The following is a 19,850-nucleotide window of genomic DNA, read 5'->3' as shown; positions in this document are numbered from 1 at the left end:
TCCAGGTTAGGCGGTCAGTCGACTCGGCCAAGCGAGGTCGCACACGAGGCGCCGATGACGGAGCCCGTCTACCACGGCCTCAAGAGGACCGCTCGTGTCCACCACGAGGTGCTCCTCCTCGCCGAGTTCAACCACGGCTTCGAAGCGCTTCGCGAAGTCCTCGAGGAGTGGAAGGCGCGCATCCGATACGACGAGGCGCTTCTCTCGTTCGAGCAAGCGCGTCCGAAGGACCTCCAAGGGCGCCCGACACTCGACGAAACGGAACGGAACGCCGTGACGCTTGGCAAGATCGCGGGCCGCGCCCCGTAGCGCCGCCGAACGAAACGACGCGTCGAGGACGACGGGGCGTCCCGACGCGAGCACGAGGCCGGCGCGACGGAACATCTCCTCATAGACGCGTTCCGTGAACGCCGGATCGTACGCACCGCGGAAGGCGCCCTCGTCGACGTGCTCGTGTGCGGGAACGCCGAGGAGCTGTTTGCGCGTCCGGTCTGCTTCAATCACCGGGGCGCCGAACTCCCTCGCGAGGGCGTCGGAGACGCTGCTCTTGCCGGCGCCGATGAGGCCGCCGACGGCCGTCAACGACGGCGCCAACGTGGCGCGACGCCCCGCGGAGACGGCCAAGAGTAGGTAGCGACGCCCCGCCGAGTCGGCCGCTCGCCGCTCCGACTCGGCGGCGCTCGGGTCGATCGCCATGAAGCCCTCGATCTTGCCGCGCACGAGCGCGCGGTAGGCCTCGAAGAAGTCGACCAGCGAGTAAACCTCGAAATCGCCCGACTCGGCGGCGTAGGTGGCGATGAACCGCTCGGCGAGGTCCACGCGTCCATGAAACGCCAAGTCCATGGAGAAGAACGCGAGGTCCGCGGTGACGTCGCTCACGCTGTAGCGGTCCGAGAACTCAACGCAGTCCAGGATGCGCAGCGTGCCGTCGCGCATGAAGTACACGTGGTCGAGTCGCAGATCGCCGTGCCCATCGCGAACGCGACCTCCGTGGGCACGACGCTCGAAGAGCTCCTTCGACTGCGCCAAGAAGGCGCGCTGGAAGGCCTCAGCTTCGTCAAGCTCTCGCCGCTGGTCGAGGGTGCTCCGCGCGGCGCGAAAGTTCTCTTCGACGTGCCTTTGGAGAGCCGGAGCGTCGCCGAACGAGCCGTCCGGCGCAGGCCCGACGGCGTCGTGGAAGGCGGCAACCCGTCGCGCCACGCCATCGACGTCGGCCCATGACAGACTCCCGGCGCGAAGGCGCGCCGCGGCGCTGTCTTCATCGGCCAGGCGTCGCATGTGGACGACGTAGTCGACGACGGCGCCGGGGCCGCCGAGCGAGAGGCCGCCGTCGCCCTCGCAGAGACGTAGGACGCCACGGTAGACGTCGCCGGCGAGCCGCCGGTTCTTCTTGACCTCGGCCTCGCACGCCTCGCGCCGGCTTTCGAGTGTGGAGAAGTCGAGGAACGGCAAGCGCACCGGCCGCTTCACCTTGTAGGCCTCGGTGGCCGTCAAGAAGACCCAGGAGATGTGGGTGGTTCGAACCTCTTCGATGGGAGCTCCGCCCAGCGACGCCCCTCGGAGCGCGTCGGGCAGCGCCTTCGTCCGGTCCGCGCTCATTGGAAGAGCGCTCCTTGCTCGCGTTCGATGCCGCGCAGACGCGCGTGGAGCCGCTCCGCGACGTCGGGCCGCGCCAGTGCGTTCCGAAAGACGCTTCCGTCCTCGCGGGCCGCGCGGTCTCGGAGTCGCGAGACGAGATCGTCGAGGACGTCGCGGTGGACGGCTCGTCCGTCGCTAGACGCGACCGCGACGTCGAGGAGCGACCGAAGTTCAGCGTGCTCGCGGCGCAGCGCCCTGACCTCGTCGGCGAAGGCCTCGGCGAGCACCGGAAAGAGCACCTCCTCTTCCGCCATCATGTGGAGGCGGAGCCCCGCGTCGAAGGCGCGCAGAGCGTCCGCCTCGGAGCCATCGGCGCGGCGCAGAGCGTCGAGGAGTCGCTCGATGTTCTGGCGCAAGACGGCCCCAGCCGATTCGTTCTCCGCGCGCGGGTCGTTCATGGCCGAGCCGACACGCAGCTATCGTGCCGGCAACAAACCGCATCGTTGCCCACTCGGTGCGGCGCCGCCTTCGCATCGATTGCATCCGCACCGCACTCGGTGCGCTCCGCGCCGAGCCGCGCGGCACGCCAACGTCACTCGAGCGGGGGTTGTTTCACCGCGTCCGCGAGCACGTTCAGCAGGCGCTCGTATTCCAGCGGCTTCGGCATCACGAACACCTCCGGCGACATCTCCACGAGATCGCCTGCGAGGTTCGGGTGGCCGGTCACGACGACCACAACGATGCCCGGCTCTCGTGAGCGAGCGTAGCGCACGACCGACGAGCCGTCGGCGAGTGGCATTTGCAGGTCCGTCACGAGAGCGTGAGGCGTCGGCTCTCGCGAGAGGCGACCGATGGCGACGGCACCGTTGACGGCGACCTCCACCAAGCCGTCTTCCCGGAGCAGCGTCGCCAGGCGTCGCGCCGTTCGCGCGTCATCGTCGACGACGAGCACGAGGCCGCGTGAAGCGTCAGGTGCGTCCATCGCCCCCTCGGAGAAGACGGCCCGAGCGCTGCTTCAGCAGGCCCCGCGGGACCGCGCGCCTTTTGCGCGACGACGCACGACGTTCGTGAAAGCTTGAAGCGTTTCGCGGCGAAGGGGGCATCGTGCTCTGCGACAAGCAAAGACGTTGCCACCGGTCGAACGCGTCGATGTGGCGTAGGCTGCTGACAAGATCGCCCGGTAGCGCCCGAGAGGAGAGTGTCATGGAACTCGAGTTTGTGGGCGCGGCCCGCACCGTCACTGGCTCCAAACACATCGTGCGTGCCGCGGGCTCGACGGTGCTCCTCGATTGCGGCCTCTACCAAGGGAAGCGGCGCGAATCCATCGACCGAAACCGCGACATCGGGCTTCCCGTGAGCGAGCTCGACGCCGTGGTTCTCTCTCACGCGCACATCGATCACTCGGGGGCGCTGCCGCTCCTGGCCCGATCCGGCTACGACGGACCGATTTTCGCGACGCCGGCGACGCGTGACCTCTGCGCCGTCATGCTGGAAGACGCTGCGCACATTCAGGAGGCCGACGCGCGGTACATCAACAAGCTCATCGAGCGGGGCGAGAGCGACATGGAGCGCGTCGAGCCGCTCTACACCGCGCGCGACGTGCTCAAGGTCCTAGAGCAGATGATTTCGCTCCCCTACCACCGACCGCTCACCGTCGCGCCGGGGATTACGCTCACGTTTTTCGACGCGGGGCACGTCCTTGGGAGCGCCATTACGGCGCTCGATGTCGAGGAAGGCGGAACGCGAAAGAGGCTCCTATTTACCGGCGATTTGGGGCGGACCGGTATGCCGATCTTGCGTGATCCGGAGGTCGTTCAGGGGGCGAGCGTGCTTATCACCGAGAGCACCTACGGCGACCGCGAACACCCGCCCATCGAGAGCATGTACGACGAGCTCGCGGCCATCGTGAAGCGCACCTTCGAGCGCGGCGGGAAGGTCATCATCCCCTCGTTCGCGCTCGAGCGCGCTCAAGAGATCGTCTACGCGCTCAAGGGGCTGAAGAAGCTCGGCCGCCTTCCGAACATCCCCGTCTATGTCGATTCGCCGCTCACGGTGAAGATCACCGACGTCTTCAAGCTTCACCCCGAGTGTTACGACGACGATGCGCGGGCGCTCTTGGTCGGGCGCGATCCGCCCTTCGAGTTCGAGCTCCTCCGCTACGTCTCCGACAAGGAGGAATCGCAGGCGCTCGATGCCACGGACAAGCCAGCCATCATCATCGCCGCCAGCGGCATGTGCGAGGCGGGTCGCGTACTTCATCACCTGAAGGCCGCCGTCGAAGACCCGAAGAACACCGTCTGCATCGTTGGCTTCCAGGCGCAGCACACGCTTGGGAGGCGCATCGTCGAGCGTCGCAAGCGCGTGAAGATCTTCGGTCTTGAGCGAGAGCTGCGCGCCGAGGTCGACGTGTTGAACGGCTTCAGCGCTCACGCGGACCGAAACGAGCTGTTGTCGTATGCGTCGAGCGCTCGCGAGGCGGGGCCGCTGGAAGACGTCATCCTGGTCCACGGTGAGCCGGCGCCGCAGGAGGCGTTGGCGGGTCGCCTGAAGGCGAAGGGATTCTCGCGGGTTCACATTCCCGACGCCGGGACCAGAATCCGCCTCTAACGCCGGTCGGCTCGTGCAAAGGCTGCGGCGCCTCCGCAGCGGGTGCGTGAATTGGGGCCTTTTCGCGGACTTTCCGCGCCCTTACTCTACGGCACGTCGTTTGCTCGGGCTCGGCCCGTGGAGACCGCTACGCCTCTCGGGGGGGACCGCGATTCGTCCGGCGTCTTTCCCGCACTGAGCGTGGGCTCTCGAGAGCGTTGCGCGCACTGCGACGAGAGGCTTCCGGCGGGGCAGGCGAGCGCGTTCTGTTGCGGAGGCTGCGAAGCCGTGCACGAGCTCCTGACCAACGAGGGGCTCGGTCGCTACTACGCCCTCGGTGGTGGCAAAGGCTCCGCCGTGACGACCTGGGGTCGCCGGAAGGACCACAAGTGGCTGGAGCGGCTCACGGCCGACCTCGAGTGCGAAGACCAGCGCGCCGGCGCCCCGTCGGGGGTGACCCACGTCGCGTTGTCGGTGCAGGGCGTCCACTGCGCGGCGTGCGTATGGCTCTTCGAGGAGCTCTTCCGCCGTCAAGGGAAGGGCGCCGCGCTCACGGTCAATCCAGCGCTCGGCCGGATGGACCTTTCGGTCGACCGCGGCTTCGACGTGAGCCGCTTCGTTTCCCAAGTCGAGCGCTTCGGCTACCTCGTCGGGCCCATCGACGAGGCCGCACGCTCAGAGGTCCACGAGACGAGCGACCTCCTGATGCGCACCGGCGTGACGGTCGCCATCGCGATGAACGCGATGATCTTCGCCATCGCCATCTACGCCGGCCTCGAGAGCGGGCCCATCTTTCGCTTCTTTCACGGTCTCAACTTCGCCCTCGCGACGTTGAGCGTGCTCGTGGGCGGAACCGTCTTCTTCCGATCCGCCTGGCAAGCGCTTCGGGCGCGCGTCCTTCATCTCGACGTCCCCATCGCGCTCGGCATCGTCTTCGCGTACACGGGCAGCGCGCTCTCGCTCTTCCTGGGCGGCGGGAAGGCGGCGTACTTCGACACGGTGAGCGTCTTCATCGCGCTCATGCTCGTGGGCCGGTTCCTTCAGGAGCGTGTCCTCGTGCGGAACCGGCGCGAGCTCTTGACGGGGGACGTCGACGCGCTCCTGACGCGGATGATCGCCCCCGACGGCGGTGTGCGTCTCGTGCCGTGCAGCGAAGTCGACGCCGGCGCTCGGCTGCTCGTTGCGCCGAGCGACCTCGTTCCTGTGCCCGCCGCTCTCGAGGAGGAGTCGGCGAGCGTGTCCCTTGATTGGATCAACGGCGAGAGCAGTCCGCGGGCGGTTCGCCGTGGCGAGCGCATCGACGCTGGCGCCTTCAACGTTGGACAGAGCGCCATCGTCGTCCGCGCCCTCTCGCCGTTCGCCGCGTCGCCCATCCTGTCGCTCCTCCGCAGCCCGCGCGCTGGCGTTCGCGACGCGGCGCGCGCTACGCCTTGGTGGCGCCTCTTTACGCGCGTCTACGTCATCGTGGTCCTCGGCGTGGCCGCGGTTACCTTTGCCGCTTGGCTCTACGCGACGCGCGATCTGACGCGCGCCCTCGAAGTGACGACGGCGCTGCTCGTCGTCACCTGTCCTTGCGCCTTCGGCATCGCCACGCCGATGGCGTACGAGTTCGTGCAGGCAGGGCTGCGGCGCGCGGGCGTTTTCGTCCGATCGGCGAGCTTTCTCGATCGCGCCGTGGACGTTCGTCGTGTCGTCTTCGACAAAACCGGCACGCTCACCACAGGCGACCTCGCCGTCGCCGACGTCACCTCGCTCGCGGCGCTCGAGCCGGTCGACCTGCGCGCGCTCTACGACCTGGCGGCGCGGAGCGCCCACCCCAAGAGCGTTGCCCTTTCGAAGGCGCTCGAACGACACCTTGGTAAGGTCAGCCTCCGCGCCGACCTCGTGGTGACGGAGCACGCCGGCGCGGGGGTGGAGCTGGTCTTCGGACACACCTACCGACTCGGCTCTCGTGAGTTCGTTGGCGCCGACTCGGTCGGTGACGTCTTCTTCTCTCGCGATGGGCGCGTGCTCGCGGCGTTCGAGTTTGCCGAGTCGCTGAGGCCCGACGCGCGGGGCGAGATCGGCGCCCTCGAGGCCGCCGGTTACGACGTCTGGATCTTGAGTGGCGACGCGCAATCGCGCGTCGACGAGCTCGCGCAACGCGTCGACGTCCCGCTCGAGCGTGCCATCGGCGAACGCTCCCCCGAGGGCAAGGCCGCTTGGCTAGAGGACCATGAGCGGTCCTTCATGATCGGTGACGGTCTGAACGATGGGCTCGCGGCGGAGCGCGCCTTCGCGTCGGCGACGCCTGCCATCGATCGTCCCTTCATGCCCGCGAAGACCGACCTCTACTTCACCACAGCGGGCCTTCGGCCCGTGCGTCTGGCGCTCACCGCAGCCGCGGCGCTTCGCCGCGTGACGCGCCGCAACCTCCTCATCGCGGTTCTCTACAACGTCCTCACGGTGCTCCTCGCGTCGCTCGGTCTCATGACGCCGCTCCTGTGCGCCGTGGTGATGCCCTTGAGCTCGCTCTCGATCGTTCTGCTCACGGTCGCTTCCCTCAGTCCACGGAGCCCACTTTGGAAGTGTTGATTCTGCAAGTGTTTGTGAGCCTGATGCTCGTCGTCGGCGGGCTCTTGCTCTTCCTGAAGAGCGTGCGGGGGCGCGACTACGAGCACGCTGACCGGCTCGCCCTATTTCCCATCGCTGAAGACGACGCCAAACCCACTGGAAAAGAAAATGGAAACTGAATCCACCAACACTCCTGCTCAACTGGAGAAGTCGACGGTCGTCTTTGATGACTCGACGCCGCGGCTCTTCATCGCGGCCTCGGTGATCTTCGGCATCGTGGGCCTGCTCGTCGGTGTGATCATCGCGCTGCAGCTGGCCTTCTTTCCCGCGAACGTCGCGCCGCAGCTCTCCTTCGGGCGTCTTCGCCCGCTGCACACGAACGCGGTGATCTTCGCCTTCGTCGGGAACATGATCTTTGCGGGGATCTACTACTCGACGCAGCGCCTCCTAAAGGCGCGCATGGCGTCCGATGCGCTGAGCAAGATTCACTTCTGGGGGTGGCAAGCCATCATCGCCGCGGCGGCTGTTTCGTTGCCGCTCGGTTTCTCGACCGGCAAGGAATACGCCGAGCTCGAGTGGCCCATCGATATTGCCATCGCGCTCGTCTGGGTCGTCTTCGCGATCAACTTCTTCTGGACCTTGGCGAAGCGGAACGAGAAGCACATCTACGTAGCGCTCTGGTTCTACATCGCGACGATCGTCACCGTCGCGGTCCTCCACATCGTGAACAGCCTCGCGTTGCCGGTCTTCGCGATGAAGAGCTACTCAATCTACGGCGGCGTGCAGGATGCGCTCGTCCAGTGGTGGTACGGCCACAACGCGGTGGCGTTCTTCCTGACCACCCCCGTGCTCGGCATCATGTACTACTTCTTGCCGAAGGCGGCCGATCGCCCCGTCTACTCCTACCGCCTCAGCATCGTTCACTTCTGGGCGCTGATCTTTCTCTACATCTGGGCCGGCCCGCACCACCTGCTCTTCACGGCGCTCCCCGACTGGGCGCAGACGCTCGGCATGATCTTCAGCGTCATGCTCCTCGCTCCCTCGTGGGGCGGGATGCTCAACGGCTTGCTCACGTTGCGCGGGGCCTGGAACACGGTCCGCGAGGAGCCGGTGCTCAAGTTCTTCGTGGCGGCCGTCACCTTCTACGGAATGGCCACGTTTGAGGGCCCGCTGCTCTCCATCAAGTCGGTCAACGGCCTCGCCCACTACACCGACTGGATCATCGGGCACGTGCACTCGGGCGCGCTCGGCTGGAACGGCTTCATGGCCGCGGGCCTCTTCTATTGGATGGTCCCCCGCCTCTTCGGCACGAAGCTCCACTCCAAGTCGCTCGCCGACACGCACTTCTGGCTCGGCACCGTGGGGATCATTCTCTACGTCATCTCGATGTGGGTGAGCGGCATCACGCAAGGCATGATGTGGCGCGCTCAGACGCCCGATGGCGCGCTCCAGTATCCCAACTTCGTCGAGACGCTCATCGCCATTCGCCCGATGTACTGGGTGCGCCTCGCCGGTGGGACGCTCTACCTGCTGGGCTTCCTGCTCATGGCCTACAACCTCCTCATGACGGCCCGCTCTGGCAAGGCCGTCGATGGCGAGGTGCAGGTCGTCCGCCCCGTCGCGTCCGCTGAAGACAAGGTGCCCTGGACGCAGTTGGTCTTCGGTGCACCGATGATCCTCACGGTCCTCGTCGTGGTTCTCATCGGCTCGGCAGGCTTCCTCAACGTGAGCGCAGCCATTGGAACGGTGGTCATCGGTCTCGCCGTTGGGATTGGCGGCGTCATTGCCCTCAAGGTGAGCAACGTACCCGGTAAGCCCACGTGGCACCGGATCATCGAGGGGCGACCGCTGCTCTTCACCGTCTTCTCGGTGCTGGCGATCCTCGTCGGCGGCATCGCCGAGATTATCCCCACCGTCGTCATCTCAAAGACCGACGCTCGCGTCGCGACCGGTGGCGTCTACAAGCCGCTCGAGCTCGAGGGCCGAGACGTCTACATCCGTGAAGGTTGCTACACGTGCCACTCGCAGATGATTCGACCGATGGTCTTCGAGACGGCTCGTTACGGCAACCACTCGGAGATGGCAGACTCGGCCTATGACCACCCCTTCCAGTGGGGGTCGAAGCGGACCGGGCCGGATCTCTCGCGCGTTGGCGGCAAGTACCCGCATCTCTGGCACTGGCGCCACATGCAGGACCCCCGCGCAACCTCGCCAGGATCGAACATGCCCCCCTATGCGTTCATGGCGGCCGCCAAGGTCGACTTCGACGCTGTCGCCGTCAAGGTGGCGGCGATGCAAACGCTCGGCGTCCCGTACACGAACGCGGAGGTCCAAGGCGCGAGCGCAGCCGCTCGCGCACAGGCCGCGGCGGTGACCAAAGAGCTGCGTGAAGGCGGCGCCGAGGATGCCCGCGAAGACAGCGAACTCGTCGCCCTTGTGGCCTACATGCAATCGCTCGGTCGCAAGGCCGACGCCAAACCCGCCACGGCGCCCGTCGCCGAGCGCCGCTGAGGAAGGAGCGAAGCTATGCGATTCATTGCCTCGAAATTTTTCGAAGAGAGCGGGCTTCTGTTCTTTCCGCTCATCAGCATCGTGCTGTTCGTGACCTTCTTCGTCGTCGTGCTCGTTCGGACCTTTGGAAAACGTGGGCGCGGGCTCCAAGCCATGGCTGAGCTTCCGCTTGCACCTGAACACGAAAGCTCCACCGCAGGGAGGCAGTCATGAGTGACCGGTCACAGGAACGGCACGGCGAAAACAAGGTCGTTCACGAGTACGGCGACATCCAGGAGTACGACAACAAGCTCCCGACTTGGTGGCTGTGGACCCTCTACGGAAGCGTCATCTTCGGCATCGGCTACTGGTTTTACTACCACGGCCTCGGGGCCGGCGAGCTGCCGGTGGCGGAGCTGCGTCGCGAGACGGTTGAGGCGGCAAAACGCGCCGGCAAGGGTGCCGACGAGAACACCCTCGTCGCGCTCGCCGCCGACACCTCCGCGCTCAAGGACGGCAAGGAGGGGTTCGTTACATTCTGCGCGCCCTGTCACGCACCCACCGGCGGCGGCACCATCGGACCAAACCTCACCGACGAGTACTGGATCCACGGCGGCGACCCCATGTCGATCTACAAGACGATGAAGGACGGCGTCGTTGCCAAGGGCATGCCAGCGTGGGGCCCGCAGCTCGGCGAAGCCAAGACGCAAGCGGTATCCGCCTACGTGCTTTCGCTCCGCAACACCAACGTGCCCGGGGGCAAGGCGCCGCAGGGCGAGAAATTCGCGGGCCGATAGGTCTTCAACAGACGATTCGTCTCCAGAATGTGTCGATAGCAGTGCGAGAGCCACCCGGTTCGGCCGTCTCTGGGGGCCGTTCTGGGTGCTCTCTTCCTTCCACCATCCGTCTAGTCGTGAATCCTTGAGTCGCCGCACTGGCTCAGCATCTTCGGGGGCTTCGGAGTGAGCATCACGGTATGGACAAGCCCGTAACACCGAGTCCCGGCGGCAAGACCGTCCACCTGCCGCTGGTGGACATGAAGAGCTCGCTTCACCTCGACGGGTCGCGCGCCTACGTGCACCCCGCCGACGTGAAGGGGCGCTTCGCGACGGCGCGCAAACTTGTCTTCGTGGTGCTGCTGGCCGTCTACGTCGCGCTGCCGTGGATCAACGTTGGCGGTCACCCCGCTGTCTTCCTCGACATCGAGAGCCGCAGCTTCTTCCTCTTCGGCGCCTCCTTCAACGCCCAAGACATCTGGATGCTGGTGTTCGTTGTCACGGGCGCGGCCTTCGGCCTCGTGTTCCTCACGGCAGCCGCCGGTCGCGTCTGGTGCGGTTGGGCGTGTCCGCAGACGGTGTTTCTGGAGGCGCTCTTCCGTCGCCTCGAGAGGCTTCTGCAGGGGCCTCGCGAGAAGCGCCTTCGCCGCAACGCGGGGCCGCTCACCTGGGACAAGGTGTGGCGCAAGACGCTGACGCACCTGGGCTACGTGGTGCTCGCGTTCCTCATCGCGCATGTGCTGCTCGCGTACTTCGTGTCGGTGCCACAGTTGCTCCGCGCCATGCAGCAATCTCCGGCGGCGCACCCGGAGGCCTTCGCCGTGGTTGCCGTGTTGACGGGCATCCTGCTCTTCAACTTCGCCTGGTTTCGCGAGCAGTTTTGCGTGATCCTGTGCCCTTACGGCCGGCTCCAGTCGGCTCTCCTCGACCCCGACTCGCTCGTCATCGGCTACGAAAAGTCCCGCGGCGAGCCGCGCGGCAAGGCCAAGAAAGCCGACGCCACCGCCGGCGACGCAGCGGAGAAGCATGGTGACTGCGTCGATTGCGGTCGCTGCGTTACCGTCTGCCCGACGGGCATCGACATTCGCAACGGTTTGCAGATGGATTGCGTGGCCTGCACCGCCTGCATCGACGCTTGCGACGAGATCATGGACAAGCTCAATCGGCCCCGCGGGCTGATTCGCTATGACTCGATGGCGGGCCTGGTGGGGCAGCCGCGGCGGTTCTTCCGCCCGCGCATCGCGCTCTACCTCGTGCTCGGCGCATTCGGCGTGGCCGCGGCGACCTTCGCCTACGGCCGTCGCGTCGACTTCGAGTCGAACGTCCTGCGCGTCCAAGGGCCGCCCTATACCCTTGAGGGCGGCCTCGTCCGCAACGCCTTCACCATTCACATCGTGAACAAGCGCTCGAGCGAGACGGTGTTCCTCATCGAGCCGGTGCCCGCGCCGGGGGCGACCTTCCTCGTGCCGCTCCGCGAGGTGCGCCTCAAGCCGCTCGAGCAGGTCAGCGCTCCGGTCTTCGTCACGCTCCCAGCGAACGACTTCGTCTCCGATCGAGCGTTGCCACTGCGTGTGGTGCCGAAGGGGTTTGAGGCCGACGCACGAACCATCACGCTGCCCTTCCTCGGGCCGAAGAGGTGAGCCGATGAGCGCCGCGATCATCGCCTCGGCGTTCACGCTCGGCCTCCTGGGCGCGAGCCACTGCGTCAGCATGTGTTCCGGCTTCGCGTCGCTCACCGCCGACCCTCGCCCGCTCCTGGCGCCGGCGGCGCTCGTTCGCCGAACGCAGCCGTCGCGGCCGCTGCTCCTCTTGGCTCAGAACGCCGGTCGCCTGACGGCTTACGTGGCGCTGGGTCTGACGCTCGGCGGCCTCGGCGCCCGACTCGGCGCCGGTCTTCAAAAGGGACAGGGCGCGCTCGAGCTCGCGTCGGGCCTGCTGCTTCTGTCGCTCGGCCTGTTTCTCATCGGTCTCTTTCCCGCCTTTGTCACCGTCGAGCGATTGGGCGGTCCCCTCTTCCGCCGCGTCACGCCGTTCGCCAGGCGTCTCTTGCCGCTGAACACCTTGCCGAAAGCGGCCCTCTTCGGCGCCGCGTGGGGCTTCGTTCCGTGCGGACTCGTGTATTCTGCACTAAGTGTCGCGGCGGCCTCGGGCTCTCTCTTCCGCGGCGCCCTTGTCATGACCGCCTTCGGGCTCGGGACGTTGCCCGCGGTTGTGAGCGTCGGCGTCGTGGCGGAGGCGGTGGCTAAGCTCTTCGCGCGGCCCCTGGTCCGGCGCGCCTTTGGCGTGATCCTCGTCGGGCTCGGCGTCATGCACGTGGCGGCCGCCGGTGAACGCCTTCACGAGGGTCGCGTCGCGACGGCGATGCCCGCGACGAATCTCTGACTCGGCGGGCGCCCGCCTCGGCGTCGGCACCTGTGACTTGTTCGTGCACACGTGCACAGGCCACCGAGGCGCCCACCTCGGGCCGACGATCAAGACGAAAGGGCGCGCGCGAGGGTGAAAAACGCCGCGAAAAGCCCGCTTGTTCATTGCGGCCTGTGATGGCAGGCCCGTTGCAATGTCACCGCCTCATGGAAGCCATCGTCCACGCGAAGCCGCAGGCGCGCCACAGAGTTGCCGGACAAGGCTTTCCCCTGGACGAGCTCGTGAGGGCCATCCAGGCGGGCTTCTGTGGCGAAGCTCCCCAAATCGAGGACGTCGCTGCCGAGCTTGGCATGAGCGCTCGGACGCTACGGCGTCGGCTTCATCAGCAGGGCACCACGTACCGCGAGGTTGTAGACGACGCTCGTCGGCGTCTCGCGCTGTCAACGCTCGAGGCGACCCTCGAAGCGGCGCCGCCCCTTCGTGAGCTCGCGTTCCGCCTCGGCTTCTCTCACTCGAGCGCGCTCTGTCGCGCGTTTCGCCGGTGGACGGGGGCCACGCCGATGCGGTTTCGGTCGTCCTTGGCGCTGGCGCGGCCGTGAAACGCGGCCGTCGTGCCGATCAGGGGTCAGCGACCCCGTCGTCCTTGCGTCGACGCGAGAAGAACAAGAAGGCCATCGAGGGGCGTCGCGACGCCTCTCGCATCGCGAACTGCATCCCTTCGAAGGCCCATCCCGATCGCGTGAGGTCGTTGAGCACGCGTTCGACCTCTTCGTCGGTCACCGTCGCGAGCTCAACGACCTTGTACTCTTTGGCCGCCGGGTCGACGTCCTCTGGTAGTCGGGGGTCGCTCATGAGAGTTCAGCGCCGGTCCATTGGGTCGCCTTCTTCTGGCGGACTTTGACGCGCACGCGGACGCCGTGCTTCGGTCGCAGCGTCGCGCCGGCGAGCGGCGTTTCGTCGTCGGTGGCCTCGAACTCTGCGCGCCGCAACATCGTCGCGAGCACGAGTTGAGCCTCCATGAGCGCGAAGTGATTTCCGATGCACACGCGCGGGCCGGCGCCGAAGGGCAACCAGGCGAGCCGGTGTCGCTTGGCCTCTTCCGCAGCAACGAAGCGGCTCGGGTCGAAGCGCTCGGGGTTGGGCCAAAGGTCCCTTCGCCGGTGGAGCGCGAAAGGCGCGACGAGGACGATGGCGCGGTCGCCGAAGGCGACGCCGTCGAGCGTCGTCTCGGTCGTGGCCTGCCGACCGAGGAGATAGACAGGCGGGTAAAGTCGGAGGGCCTCCTTGAAGACGCGCAGCGTGAGGTCTAGCGCCGGAAGGTCGTGCAACGAGGGCTCGTGACCGAGCGCGTCGACCTCCCGCTGCACGGCTGCGTAGACATCCCGGTTCTGGCATAGGCAATGGACCGTCCACGCGAGCCCCGTCGCCGTCGTTTCGTGGCCGGCGACGAAGAGCGTGAGGACCTCGTCGCGGAGCTGCCGGTCGGTCATGCGGGTGCCGTCGTCGTCCTGCGCTGCCAGGAGGCGCGCCAACAGATCGGTGGGCGCGCGGCCCAGCGCGGCCTCTCGTCGCCGCGTGGCGATCATGCGCTCGACCTCCGCGTCGAGCACAGCGACGGCGGCCTTGAGCTTGCGTCCGCTCTCGCCCACGAGCGCAACCGGCCTCTCGAAGCGTGACGCGGTCTCGCGAAGTGTGTTGGCCAACGCGCCTTGCGGAAGAGCGCGCGCCCCCCGAACGAGCGCCTCTCGCGCGAGCAGATGCGCGATGGCCAGCGGCCCCGGTGAGTTCTTTGCGGCCCAGTCGAGCGTGGTGTTGAGCGCCCGGCCAATGGCGTCGGCTTCGCCGAGCGTCTCGGCGTCGAACAGCGTCTTGCCGGCGATGCTCATGGTCATACGCGTGGTCTCGCGCAAGAGCTCGAAGGTCTCGCCGTCGCTCCACTCGGACGTGACCCGCTCGGCGCAGCGAACCATGTCGGTGGCGTAGCGCGCGAGCTGCGACGGATGGAAGAGCGGCGCCATGATCCTGCGCTGCCCACGCCACAGGTCGTATCGACTCGTAAAGAGCCCTTCGCCACCGAGGGGCCCCAGCGCGAAGCGCGTGATGAACGATTTGTCGAAGACGCGGGCCTTCTCGACAAAGAGCTCGGCCAGGACCTCCGGGTGGTTGGCGATGGCGCCTTCGGCGGCCACGGTGCCAAAGCGCGAGAGGCGATCGACGTCGTGGGCGACGTCGTAGAGGAAGCCCAGTCGATCGCGCTGCATGCGCCGCACGTGGCCGAAGACCGGCTCCACACCTGGCAACACAGGGAGATCGGCGACGCGGGTCACCGCGTGAGCTTAGAGCGTAATTGGCGGCGGGACGACGTCGAAGGCGGCCCCGCCGAGGCCTCGTTCCCGGTCACGGCGCTCCAGTAGCGGCGGGAGGCTCGCCGTCGCTGGGCATCACGCCGGACTCGCTTCGGGCCGGCAACTCGACGGTGAAGGTTGTGCCGCGTCCGACCACGCTCTCGACGTGGACCGTGCCGCCTAAGGCGTCGACCAAGTGCTTGACGATGGAGAGGCCAAGGCCCGTGCCGCCAAGGTCGCGCGAGCGCCCCGCGTCGACCCGATAGAAGCGCTCGAAGATTCGGCCGATGTGTCTCGGTTCAATGCCCGGCCCCGTGTCGGCCACGCGCAAGGAAACGCCACCACCGTCCCGTGGCACGATGGTCACCGTCACGAGAGCGCCGGGGCAGTACTTGACGGCGTTGTCGACGAGATTGCCCAGGATCTGCTCGACGGCCCTTGGATCGGTCATCGCCGTCTCACCACGCGCTGCGATCTCCGAAGCGAGGGTGACGCGTTGGCGGTCGGCGGCCGCTCGCGCGCCCGCGAACACCTGCGCCACCGCGGCGGCGAGGTTCGTCGTCGCCACGTGAACGGCAAACTCGTTGGCTTCGATGCGGGACAAATCGAGCAGGTCGTCGATAAGGTTTCGGAGGCGCGCGCTGTTGCGGGCGATCATGTCCAAGAAGCGCGGCGCCGCGACCGCGTCGCCGAGGGCCCCGTCGCCGAGCGTTTCGGCGGCCGATTGGATCGCCGCGACCGGCGTGCGAAGCTCGTGGGACACGTTCGCAACAAAGTCCTGCCGCACCCGCTCCAGGCGACGCAACTCAGTTACGTCGACGACCACGACCAGTTGAGACGCAAGGTCCTTTGCCAACGGGGCGATCCGCACCAAGAGTCGTCGTGGTTTGAGGCCCCCTAGCTCAATCTCGCCGGACGCCGCCTTCTTGCGTCGACGGACCGTCTCGACGAGTTCGAGCAACACCGAGTGTCGCAAGACCATCAAGAGGGGACGGCCGACGACGTCGCCGCTCAAGAGGAACATCTCGCGGAGCGACGTGTTCACCAACCCCACCGAGCCGTCGCCTTGAATCAAGAGGACGCCCTCCTGCATCCCGTCGAGGATGCCGGCGACGAGATCCCGCTCGGTGCGCAGATCATTCGTCGCTGCGCCGAGCGTCTCTGCGAGCCGATCGAGGGCGCCGCCGAGTCGCTCCATCTCGCCATCGCCGCCCCCGTCGCCGGAGACGCGGGTGCGCACGCCGTGTTCCCCGGCGGCGATGCGCGTCGCGGCCTCCGTCAGGAGCCGCACCTCTCGTCGCAACCATGAGGACGCGAGCGCGGCCACCAGCGCGCCCGTCACGAGCGCCGCCCCGGCGCCGTAGGCGAAAAACGTCATCGTGTCAGGCGCCCAACGGCGCGCCCACGCGAACGGAAGGAAGACCAGAACCGCGGCGACGAAGAAGAGTCGGAGGGGATAGCCCCGCGTCAACCGTCGGGCTCCTCGGCTGGGTCTTCGGCGAACCGATAGCCCGTGCCGCGCACCGTTTGGATGTACTCGGCGGCCGAGCCGAGCTTCTCCCGGAGGCGCTTGACGTGCGTGTCAACGGTGCGCGTCTCTATCTCGGCGTCGAGGTTCCACACGTCGCGGAGCAAGGTGCCGCGCGACTGCACGCGGTTCTTGCGATCGAAGAGCGTGATCAGCAGCTTGAACTCGAGGGCCGTGAGCTCGATCTCGGTGTCGCGAACCCAGGCCCGATGGGCCGCCCGATCGACGCGCAGATCACCAAAGGAGACGAGCTTGTCGGTCTCGAGCTCTCCGGTGACGCGGCGAAGGACGGCCTGGATGCGGAGCAACAACTCGCGCACGCTGAAAGGCTTCGTCACGTAGTCGTCGGCGCCGAGCTCGAAGCCCACCACGCGATCGATTTCCTCGCCCTTCGCGGTCACCATGATGACCTGCGCGTCGCGCGTCGCTGCCTCAGACTTGAGCGCTCGACAGACCTCGGTCCCGGCGATGTCGGGGAGCATGAGGTCGAGCAGGACCACGTCGGGCTTCTTCTCCCGGGCGATGCGCAGGCCCGCGTGGCCTGTGTCGGCCAGGTAGGTCTTGTGGCCCGCTTGCCGAAGGTTGTAGTCGAGAATTTCTTGAAGATCCTTCTCGTCCTCAACGACCAAGATGCGAGCCATCATCGTTGCTCCTCATACTCTCGTGGTTGCTGGAGCGCGTTGTAACGAGCGCGTGTGCCGTTTCTGTGACGTGTCGATGACGGGCGAGTACCTCAGGCCTTGTCCGGTTCGTTCTTGCCGGATCCGCTTCCTTTGTCGGATGGGGGGGCAGTCTTCGGCTCGGCCTTCGGCGGGACGCTGCCCTTCGCCTCAGCCGCCTTCGGCTTGGGCGTCGAGGCCAGCGCCTCCGGCGCGCTCGCGGAAGCCGGCGCCGCCTCCGTGAGTGTGGGCCGGGCGCCTTCCTCGGCGGACTCTTCGGCCACTCGGGGCGTGACCTCCGTAGGCGGCGCGACGGAGACCTGTGCGCCCGGGTCCGCCGAAAGACTCGCGCGAGGACTGCGTTCTGTCATGACCGGCGCCGACTCGACGGGCACCGGCGCGCGGGCTCCGTCGCCCGGTTCCGGCAACTGCCCAGAGCCGAAATCGACCACCAGCTCCACGCTGCTCAAGACCGGCGGGGCCGCGTCGGCGCTGCCACCGGCACCGGCCCCTTCGAGGAGCTCCGACTCGCTCACCAGTTCGCGCACGGAAATGACCTGCGCTTCGGAGACCGGTTCGATGGGGGAAGCGAGGAGGAAGGCCTCCTCCTCGGCGTCTTCCGTCGCGCCGGGCGGCGCCGACGGACGCAGCGCCAACGACAAGGGGCCCTGCTTGCCGAGCGGCTCGAGGCGACGTGCCAAGAGCGAAGGGATCTTGTCGCGCGACTTGGCGAAAAGCGCCGCCACCGACTCACCGATGGCGCCGCGTCGCAAGAGGCCGAGGTCCACGTGCGGCTCGAGCGCGCGCTTGAACTCCGCTGCTGTGGCCCAGCGCGCCGACGGATTGAGGGCGACGGCGCGCGCGACGGCTGCCGCCAACGTCGGCTCGATGCCCTCCTTGAGCTCCTTGAGGTTGGGCAAGGGCTCCATCTCCGTCTCGAGGTCCGCTGGGGCGTGGTGCCGCTTGCCCGACAAGAGCTCCCAGAGAATGACGCCGATGGAGAAGATGTCGCTCCGGCGATCGGTCTCGAGGCCGGAGCGCTGCTCCGGCGACGCGTAGCCGACCATTTCCGGCAGATACGTTCCCTCGATGCGCTTCGCGTGGGGGGCCAAGGTGGCGAGGCCGAAGTCCGTCAGAAAGACGCGTCCCGTGTAGGAGGCGAAGATGCGTCGCGGCGTGAGCCCACCGTGCACGAGCTCGAGCGGCGAGCCGTCGAAGTCGTCGAGCTCATGAGCGTAGTGGAGTCCCGCCAGGGCCTCGTAGATCAAGAGGAGCCACAGTCGGGGATCGACGGCGCTGGGCGCCGAGACGACCGCCGCCATGATCGCGTCAAGCGGCTCGCCCTCGGAGTATTCGGTCACGGCGGCGAGCGTTCCGCCCCGCTCCGTCAGCTCGAACGTGGTGACGACGTTGGGGTGCGATAGGCGCACGGCGCGCTTGCCCATTTCGACGAAGGCCTGGGCCGCGCCGCGATCGCTCGAGAGGCTTCGCCTGAGTTGACGCAGGACGACGAGCTTACCGACGCCGAGGCGGTCCTTCCGCACGGCGACGAGGTTCTCGCCGTAGGTACCACCGGCGAGGGGAGCGAGGACTTCGTAGGGCGCGTCCGCGCCAAGGGCCTTTTCTGTCACGCCCCTCTCCTACCAAGGGACGGGCTCGGCACCAATGCTCGTCGTTACGGGGGCGGCTCTTGGGCGCGGCGCGTACCCCGAACCCCCGCAAAAAAGTACGCAAATACGCCGACCACCAGGAGAGCCGCGAAGACTCGCCACTCCGTCGCCGAGGGCGAGCCCAAGAGCGTCACGGAAAAGATGAGGGTCGCGATGGCCGGCAGGTAGTGCTTCGGCCCGAGCCCGTGGCGCCGCCGAGCCGCGAGCCGCAAGAGGGATAGTGCGACCGCCGCGTATTGAATGACGACGGCCAGGCTCGAGAGAACGAAGAGCTCGGCGAGGCGGGCGAAGGTCAGGAGACCGACAAGGGCGACCGCCGTGACGAAGAGCGCCCGCTGCGGCACGCCGCGCCGATCGGTCGCGGCGAGGCGACCGGAGGTGGCGGCCGAGAGGTAGCGCGGCGTGGTCACCATCATTCCGAAGGCGATGCCCAGCGCCGAGACGCTCGTTCCCGCGCGCAAGACCGCGCCGAAGCGGGGCCCCGAAAGCCGCGCGCCCGCGTCGACGAGCGGTTCCGTCGACGTCAGCGGCACGCCGGACCGAACGAAGCCCCACTGGAGCAGCGCGTAGAGCGCTGCCGCGAAGAGCAGCGAGCCGAGGATGGCGCGCGGGACGGCCCGCTCGACGCGCTTCGTCTGGCCTGCGATGACCGGGATGATCTCGAAACCCTGGAAGGCAAAACATGCGGTCAGCGCCGCGCGCAGCGCGCCGCTCGCGGTGAACACAGCGGCGTCCGCCGGCGCCGGTTCAGCGACTCGCGTGCTGACCACGGAGACGAAGGCCAAAGCGACGAGCGGCGCGAGCTTCAGCGCGGTGAGTGTCGACCACGCGCGCCTCGACACGTCGACGCCCAGCGCGACGATCGCGGCGAGCACCAGCGCCGCGCCCACGGCGATCGCGGTGCTCTTGGGGCCGGCGCCGAAGGTCGCCTGAACGAGGCCTGACACGACGGCGGCAGAGCTGAAGAGCGCGCTCGCATAGGCGAGCCAACCGACGGCGAATGCGGTGCGCGGCCCGAAGGCGTCTCGCGCGAACGCGACGGGCCCGCCGTCGACAGGGAAACGTTTCCCTAAGATCGCGAAGCAAAGCGCCACCGGCACAAGGGCTGCGGCCACCGCGAGGAGAACGAGCACGCTTCCCGTCGCGCCGACCTCCGCCGCGAGCGCCGATGGCGCGAAGAAAATGCCAACGCCGACGATGCCGTTGACGCCGAGCGCGAGGAGCGAAGCGGTGCCGATGGCGCGATTCGGCTCGTCCACGGGCGCAGGGTACACGTAGCTCACGTCTGCGCCGTGAGCGCG

18 protein-coding genes are annotated in these 19,850 nt (G+C 67.5%); 9 read left to right on the top strand and 9 right to left on the bottom strand.

The window, feature by feature from the left end:
* Positions 1-6: 6 nt before the first annotated feature.
* From IPG50_21960 to IPG50_21950, 3 genes are all read right to left on the bottom strand, one after another.
* On the bottom strand, positions 7-1,599 hold the full coding sequence (locus IPG50_21960) for an AAA family ATPase (protein MBK6694849.1): 1,593 nt from the start codon (positions 1,597-1,599) through the stop codon (positions 7-9).
* The gene (locus IPG50_21955) at positions 1,596-2,036 is read right to left on the bottom strand and encodes a hemerythrin domain-containing protein (protein ID MBK6694848.1); all 441 of its coding nucleotides are present in this window, start codon (positions 2,034-2,036) and stop codon (positions 1,596-1,598) included. Before IPG50_21955 ends, IPG50_21960 begins: the two co-directional genes overlap by 4 nt.
* Positions 2,037-2,170: 134 nt before the next feature.
* Positions 2,171-2,560, bottom strand: a complete 390-nt coding sequence (locus tag IPG50_21950) for a response regulator (GenBank protein ID MBK6694847.1) — start codon at positions 2,558-2,560, stop codon at positions 2,171-2,173.
* Between the two features lie 221 nt (positions 2,561-2,781).
* Here IPG50_21950 and IPG50_21945 point away from each other — a divergent pair, with 221 nt between their 5' ends.
* From IPG50_21945 to IPG50_21905, 9 genes are all read left to right on the top strand, one after another.
* Positions 2,782-4,185, top strand: a complete 1,404-nt coding sequence (locus IPG50_21945) for an MBL fold metallo-hydrolase (GenBank protein ID MBK6694846.1) — start codon at positions 2,782-2,784, stop codon at positions 4,183-4,185.
* A gap of 180 nt (positions 4,186-4,365) precedes the next feature.
* Complete coding sequence (locus tag IPG50_21940) at positions 4,366-6,738, top strand: heavy metal translocating P-type ATPase metal-binding domain-containing protein (GenBank protein MBK6694845.1); 2,373 nt, start codon at positions 4,366-4,368, stop codon at positions 6,736-6,738.
* Positions 6,726-6,896, top strand: coding sequence for a cbb3-type cytochrome oxidase assembly protein CcoS (gene ccoS / locus IPG50_21935; GenBank protein MBK6694844.1), 171 nt, complete (start codon positions 6,726-6,728; stop codon positions 6,894-6,896). The genes IPG50_21940 and ccoS overlap by 13 nt, the downstream gene beginning before the upstream one ends.
* Positions 6,897-6,918: 22 nt before the next feature.
* Entirely contained in the window at positions 6,919-9,228 is a 2,310-nt protein-coding gene (ccoN, locus tag IPG50_21930; protein MBK6694843.1) for a cytochrome-c oxidase, cbb3-type subunit I, read from the top strand.
* A 15-nt stretch (positions 9,229-9,243) separates the two neighbouring features.
* A complete protein-coding gene (locus IPG50_21925; GenBank protein MBK6694842.1) occupies positions 9,244-9,441 on the top strand; it encodes a hypothetical protein in 198 nt (65 codons plus the stop codon).
* On the top strand, positions 9,438-10,004 hold the full coding sequence (locus tag IPG50_21920; protein MBK6694841.1) for a c-type cytochrome: 567 nt from the start codon (positions 9,438-9,440) through the stop codon (positions 10,002-10,004). The genes IPG50_21925 and IPG50_21920 overlap by 4 nt, the downstream gene beginning before the upstream one ends.
* A 179-nt stretch (positions 10,005-10,183) precedes the next feature.
* The gene (gene ccoG / locus IPG50_21915) at positions 10,184-11,623 is read left to right on the top strand and encodes a cytochrome c oxidase accessory protein CcoG (GenBank protein ID MBK6694840.1); all 1,440 of its coding nucleotides are present in this window, start codon (positions 10,184-10,186) and stop codon (positions 11,621-11,623) included.
* Between the two features lie 4 nt (positions 11,624-11,627).
* Positions 11,628-12,365, top strand: a complete 738-nt coding sequence (locus IPG50_21910; protein ID MBK6694839.1) for a sulfite exporter TauE/SafE family protein — start codon at positions 11,628-11,630, stop codon at positions 12,363-12,365.
* Between the two features lie 188 nt (positions 12,366-12,553).
* Positions 12,554-12,946, top strand: a complete 393-nt coding sequence (locus IPG50_21905; protein MBK6694838.1) for a helix-turn-helix transcriptional regulator — start codon at positions 12,554-12,556, stop codon at positions 12,944-12,946.
* 19 nt (positions 12,947-12,965) lie between these two features.
* Here IPG50_21905 and IPG50_21900 read toward each other — a convergent pair whose 3' ends face one another.
* From IPG50_21900 to IPG50_21875, 6 genes are all read right to left on the bottom strand, one after another.
* The gene (locus tag IPG50_21900; protein MBK6694837.1) at positions 12,966-13,199 is read right to left on the bottom strand and encodes a DUF4177 domain-containing protein; all 234 of its coding nucleotides are present in this window, start codon (positions 13,197-13,199) and stop codon (positions 12,966-12,968) included.
* The gene (locus tag IPG50_21895) at positions 13,196-14,674 is read right to left on the bottom strand and encodes a cytochrome P450 (GenBank protein ID MBK6694836.1); all 1,479 of its coding nucleotides are present in this window, start codon (positions 14,672-14,674) and stop codon (positions 13,196-13,198) included. Before IPG50_21895 ends, IPG50_21900 begins: the two co-directional genes overlap by 4 nt.
* A gap of 70 nt (positions 14,675-14,744) precedes the next feature.
* Positions 14,745-16,070: a HAMP domain-containing protein gene (locus IPG50_21890; GenBank protein ID MBK6694835.1), complete on the bottom strand. Its 1,326-nt coding sequence runs from the start codon at positions 16,068-16,070 to the stop codon at positions 14,745-14,747.
* An 89-nt stretch (positions 16,071-16,159) separates the two neighbouring features.
* Positions 16,160-16,861, bottom strand: coding sequence for a response regulator transcription factor (locus tag IPG50_21885; protein MBK6694834.1), 702 nt, complete (start codon positions 16,859-16,861; stop codon positions 16,160-16,162).
* Positions 16,862-16,953: 92 nt separating this feature from the next.
* Positions 16,954-18,510, bottom strand: coding sequence for a protein kinase (locus IPG50_21880; protein ID MBK6694833.1), 1,557 nt, complete (start codon positions 18,508-18,510; stop codon positions 16,954-16,956).
* Positions 18,511-18,554: 44 nt separating this feature from the next.
* Positions 18,555-19,808 carry an APC family permease gene (locus IPG50_21875; protein ID MBK6694832.1) on the bottom strand — a complete coding sequence of 418 codons (1,254 nt, stop codon included), beginning with the start codon at positions 19,806-19,808 and terminating at the stop codon, positions 18,555-18,557.
* Positions 19,809-19,850: the final 42 nt, after the last annotated feature.

It is taken from the genome of Myxococcales bacterium (assembly GCA_016703425.1).
Taxonomy (GTDB): Bacteria; Myxococcota_A; Polyangia; order Polyangiales; family Polyangiaceae; genus JADJCA01.
Note: the sequence above shows the minus strand (reverse complement) of the source record. Positions and strands in the feature narration are given on the sequence as shown.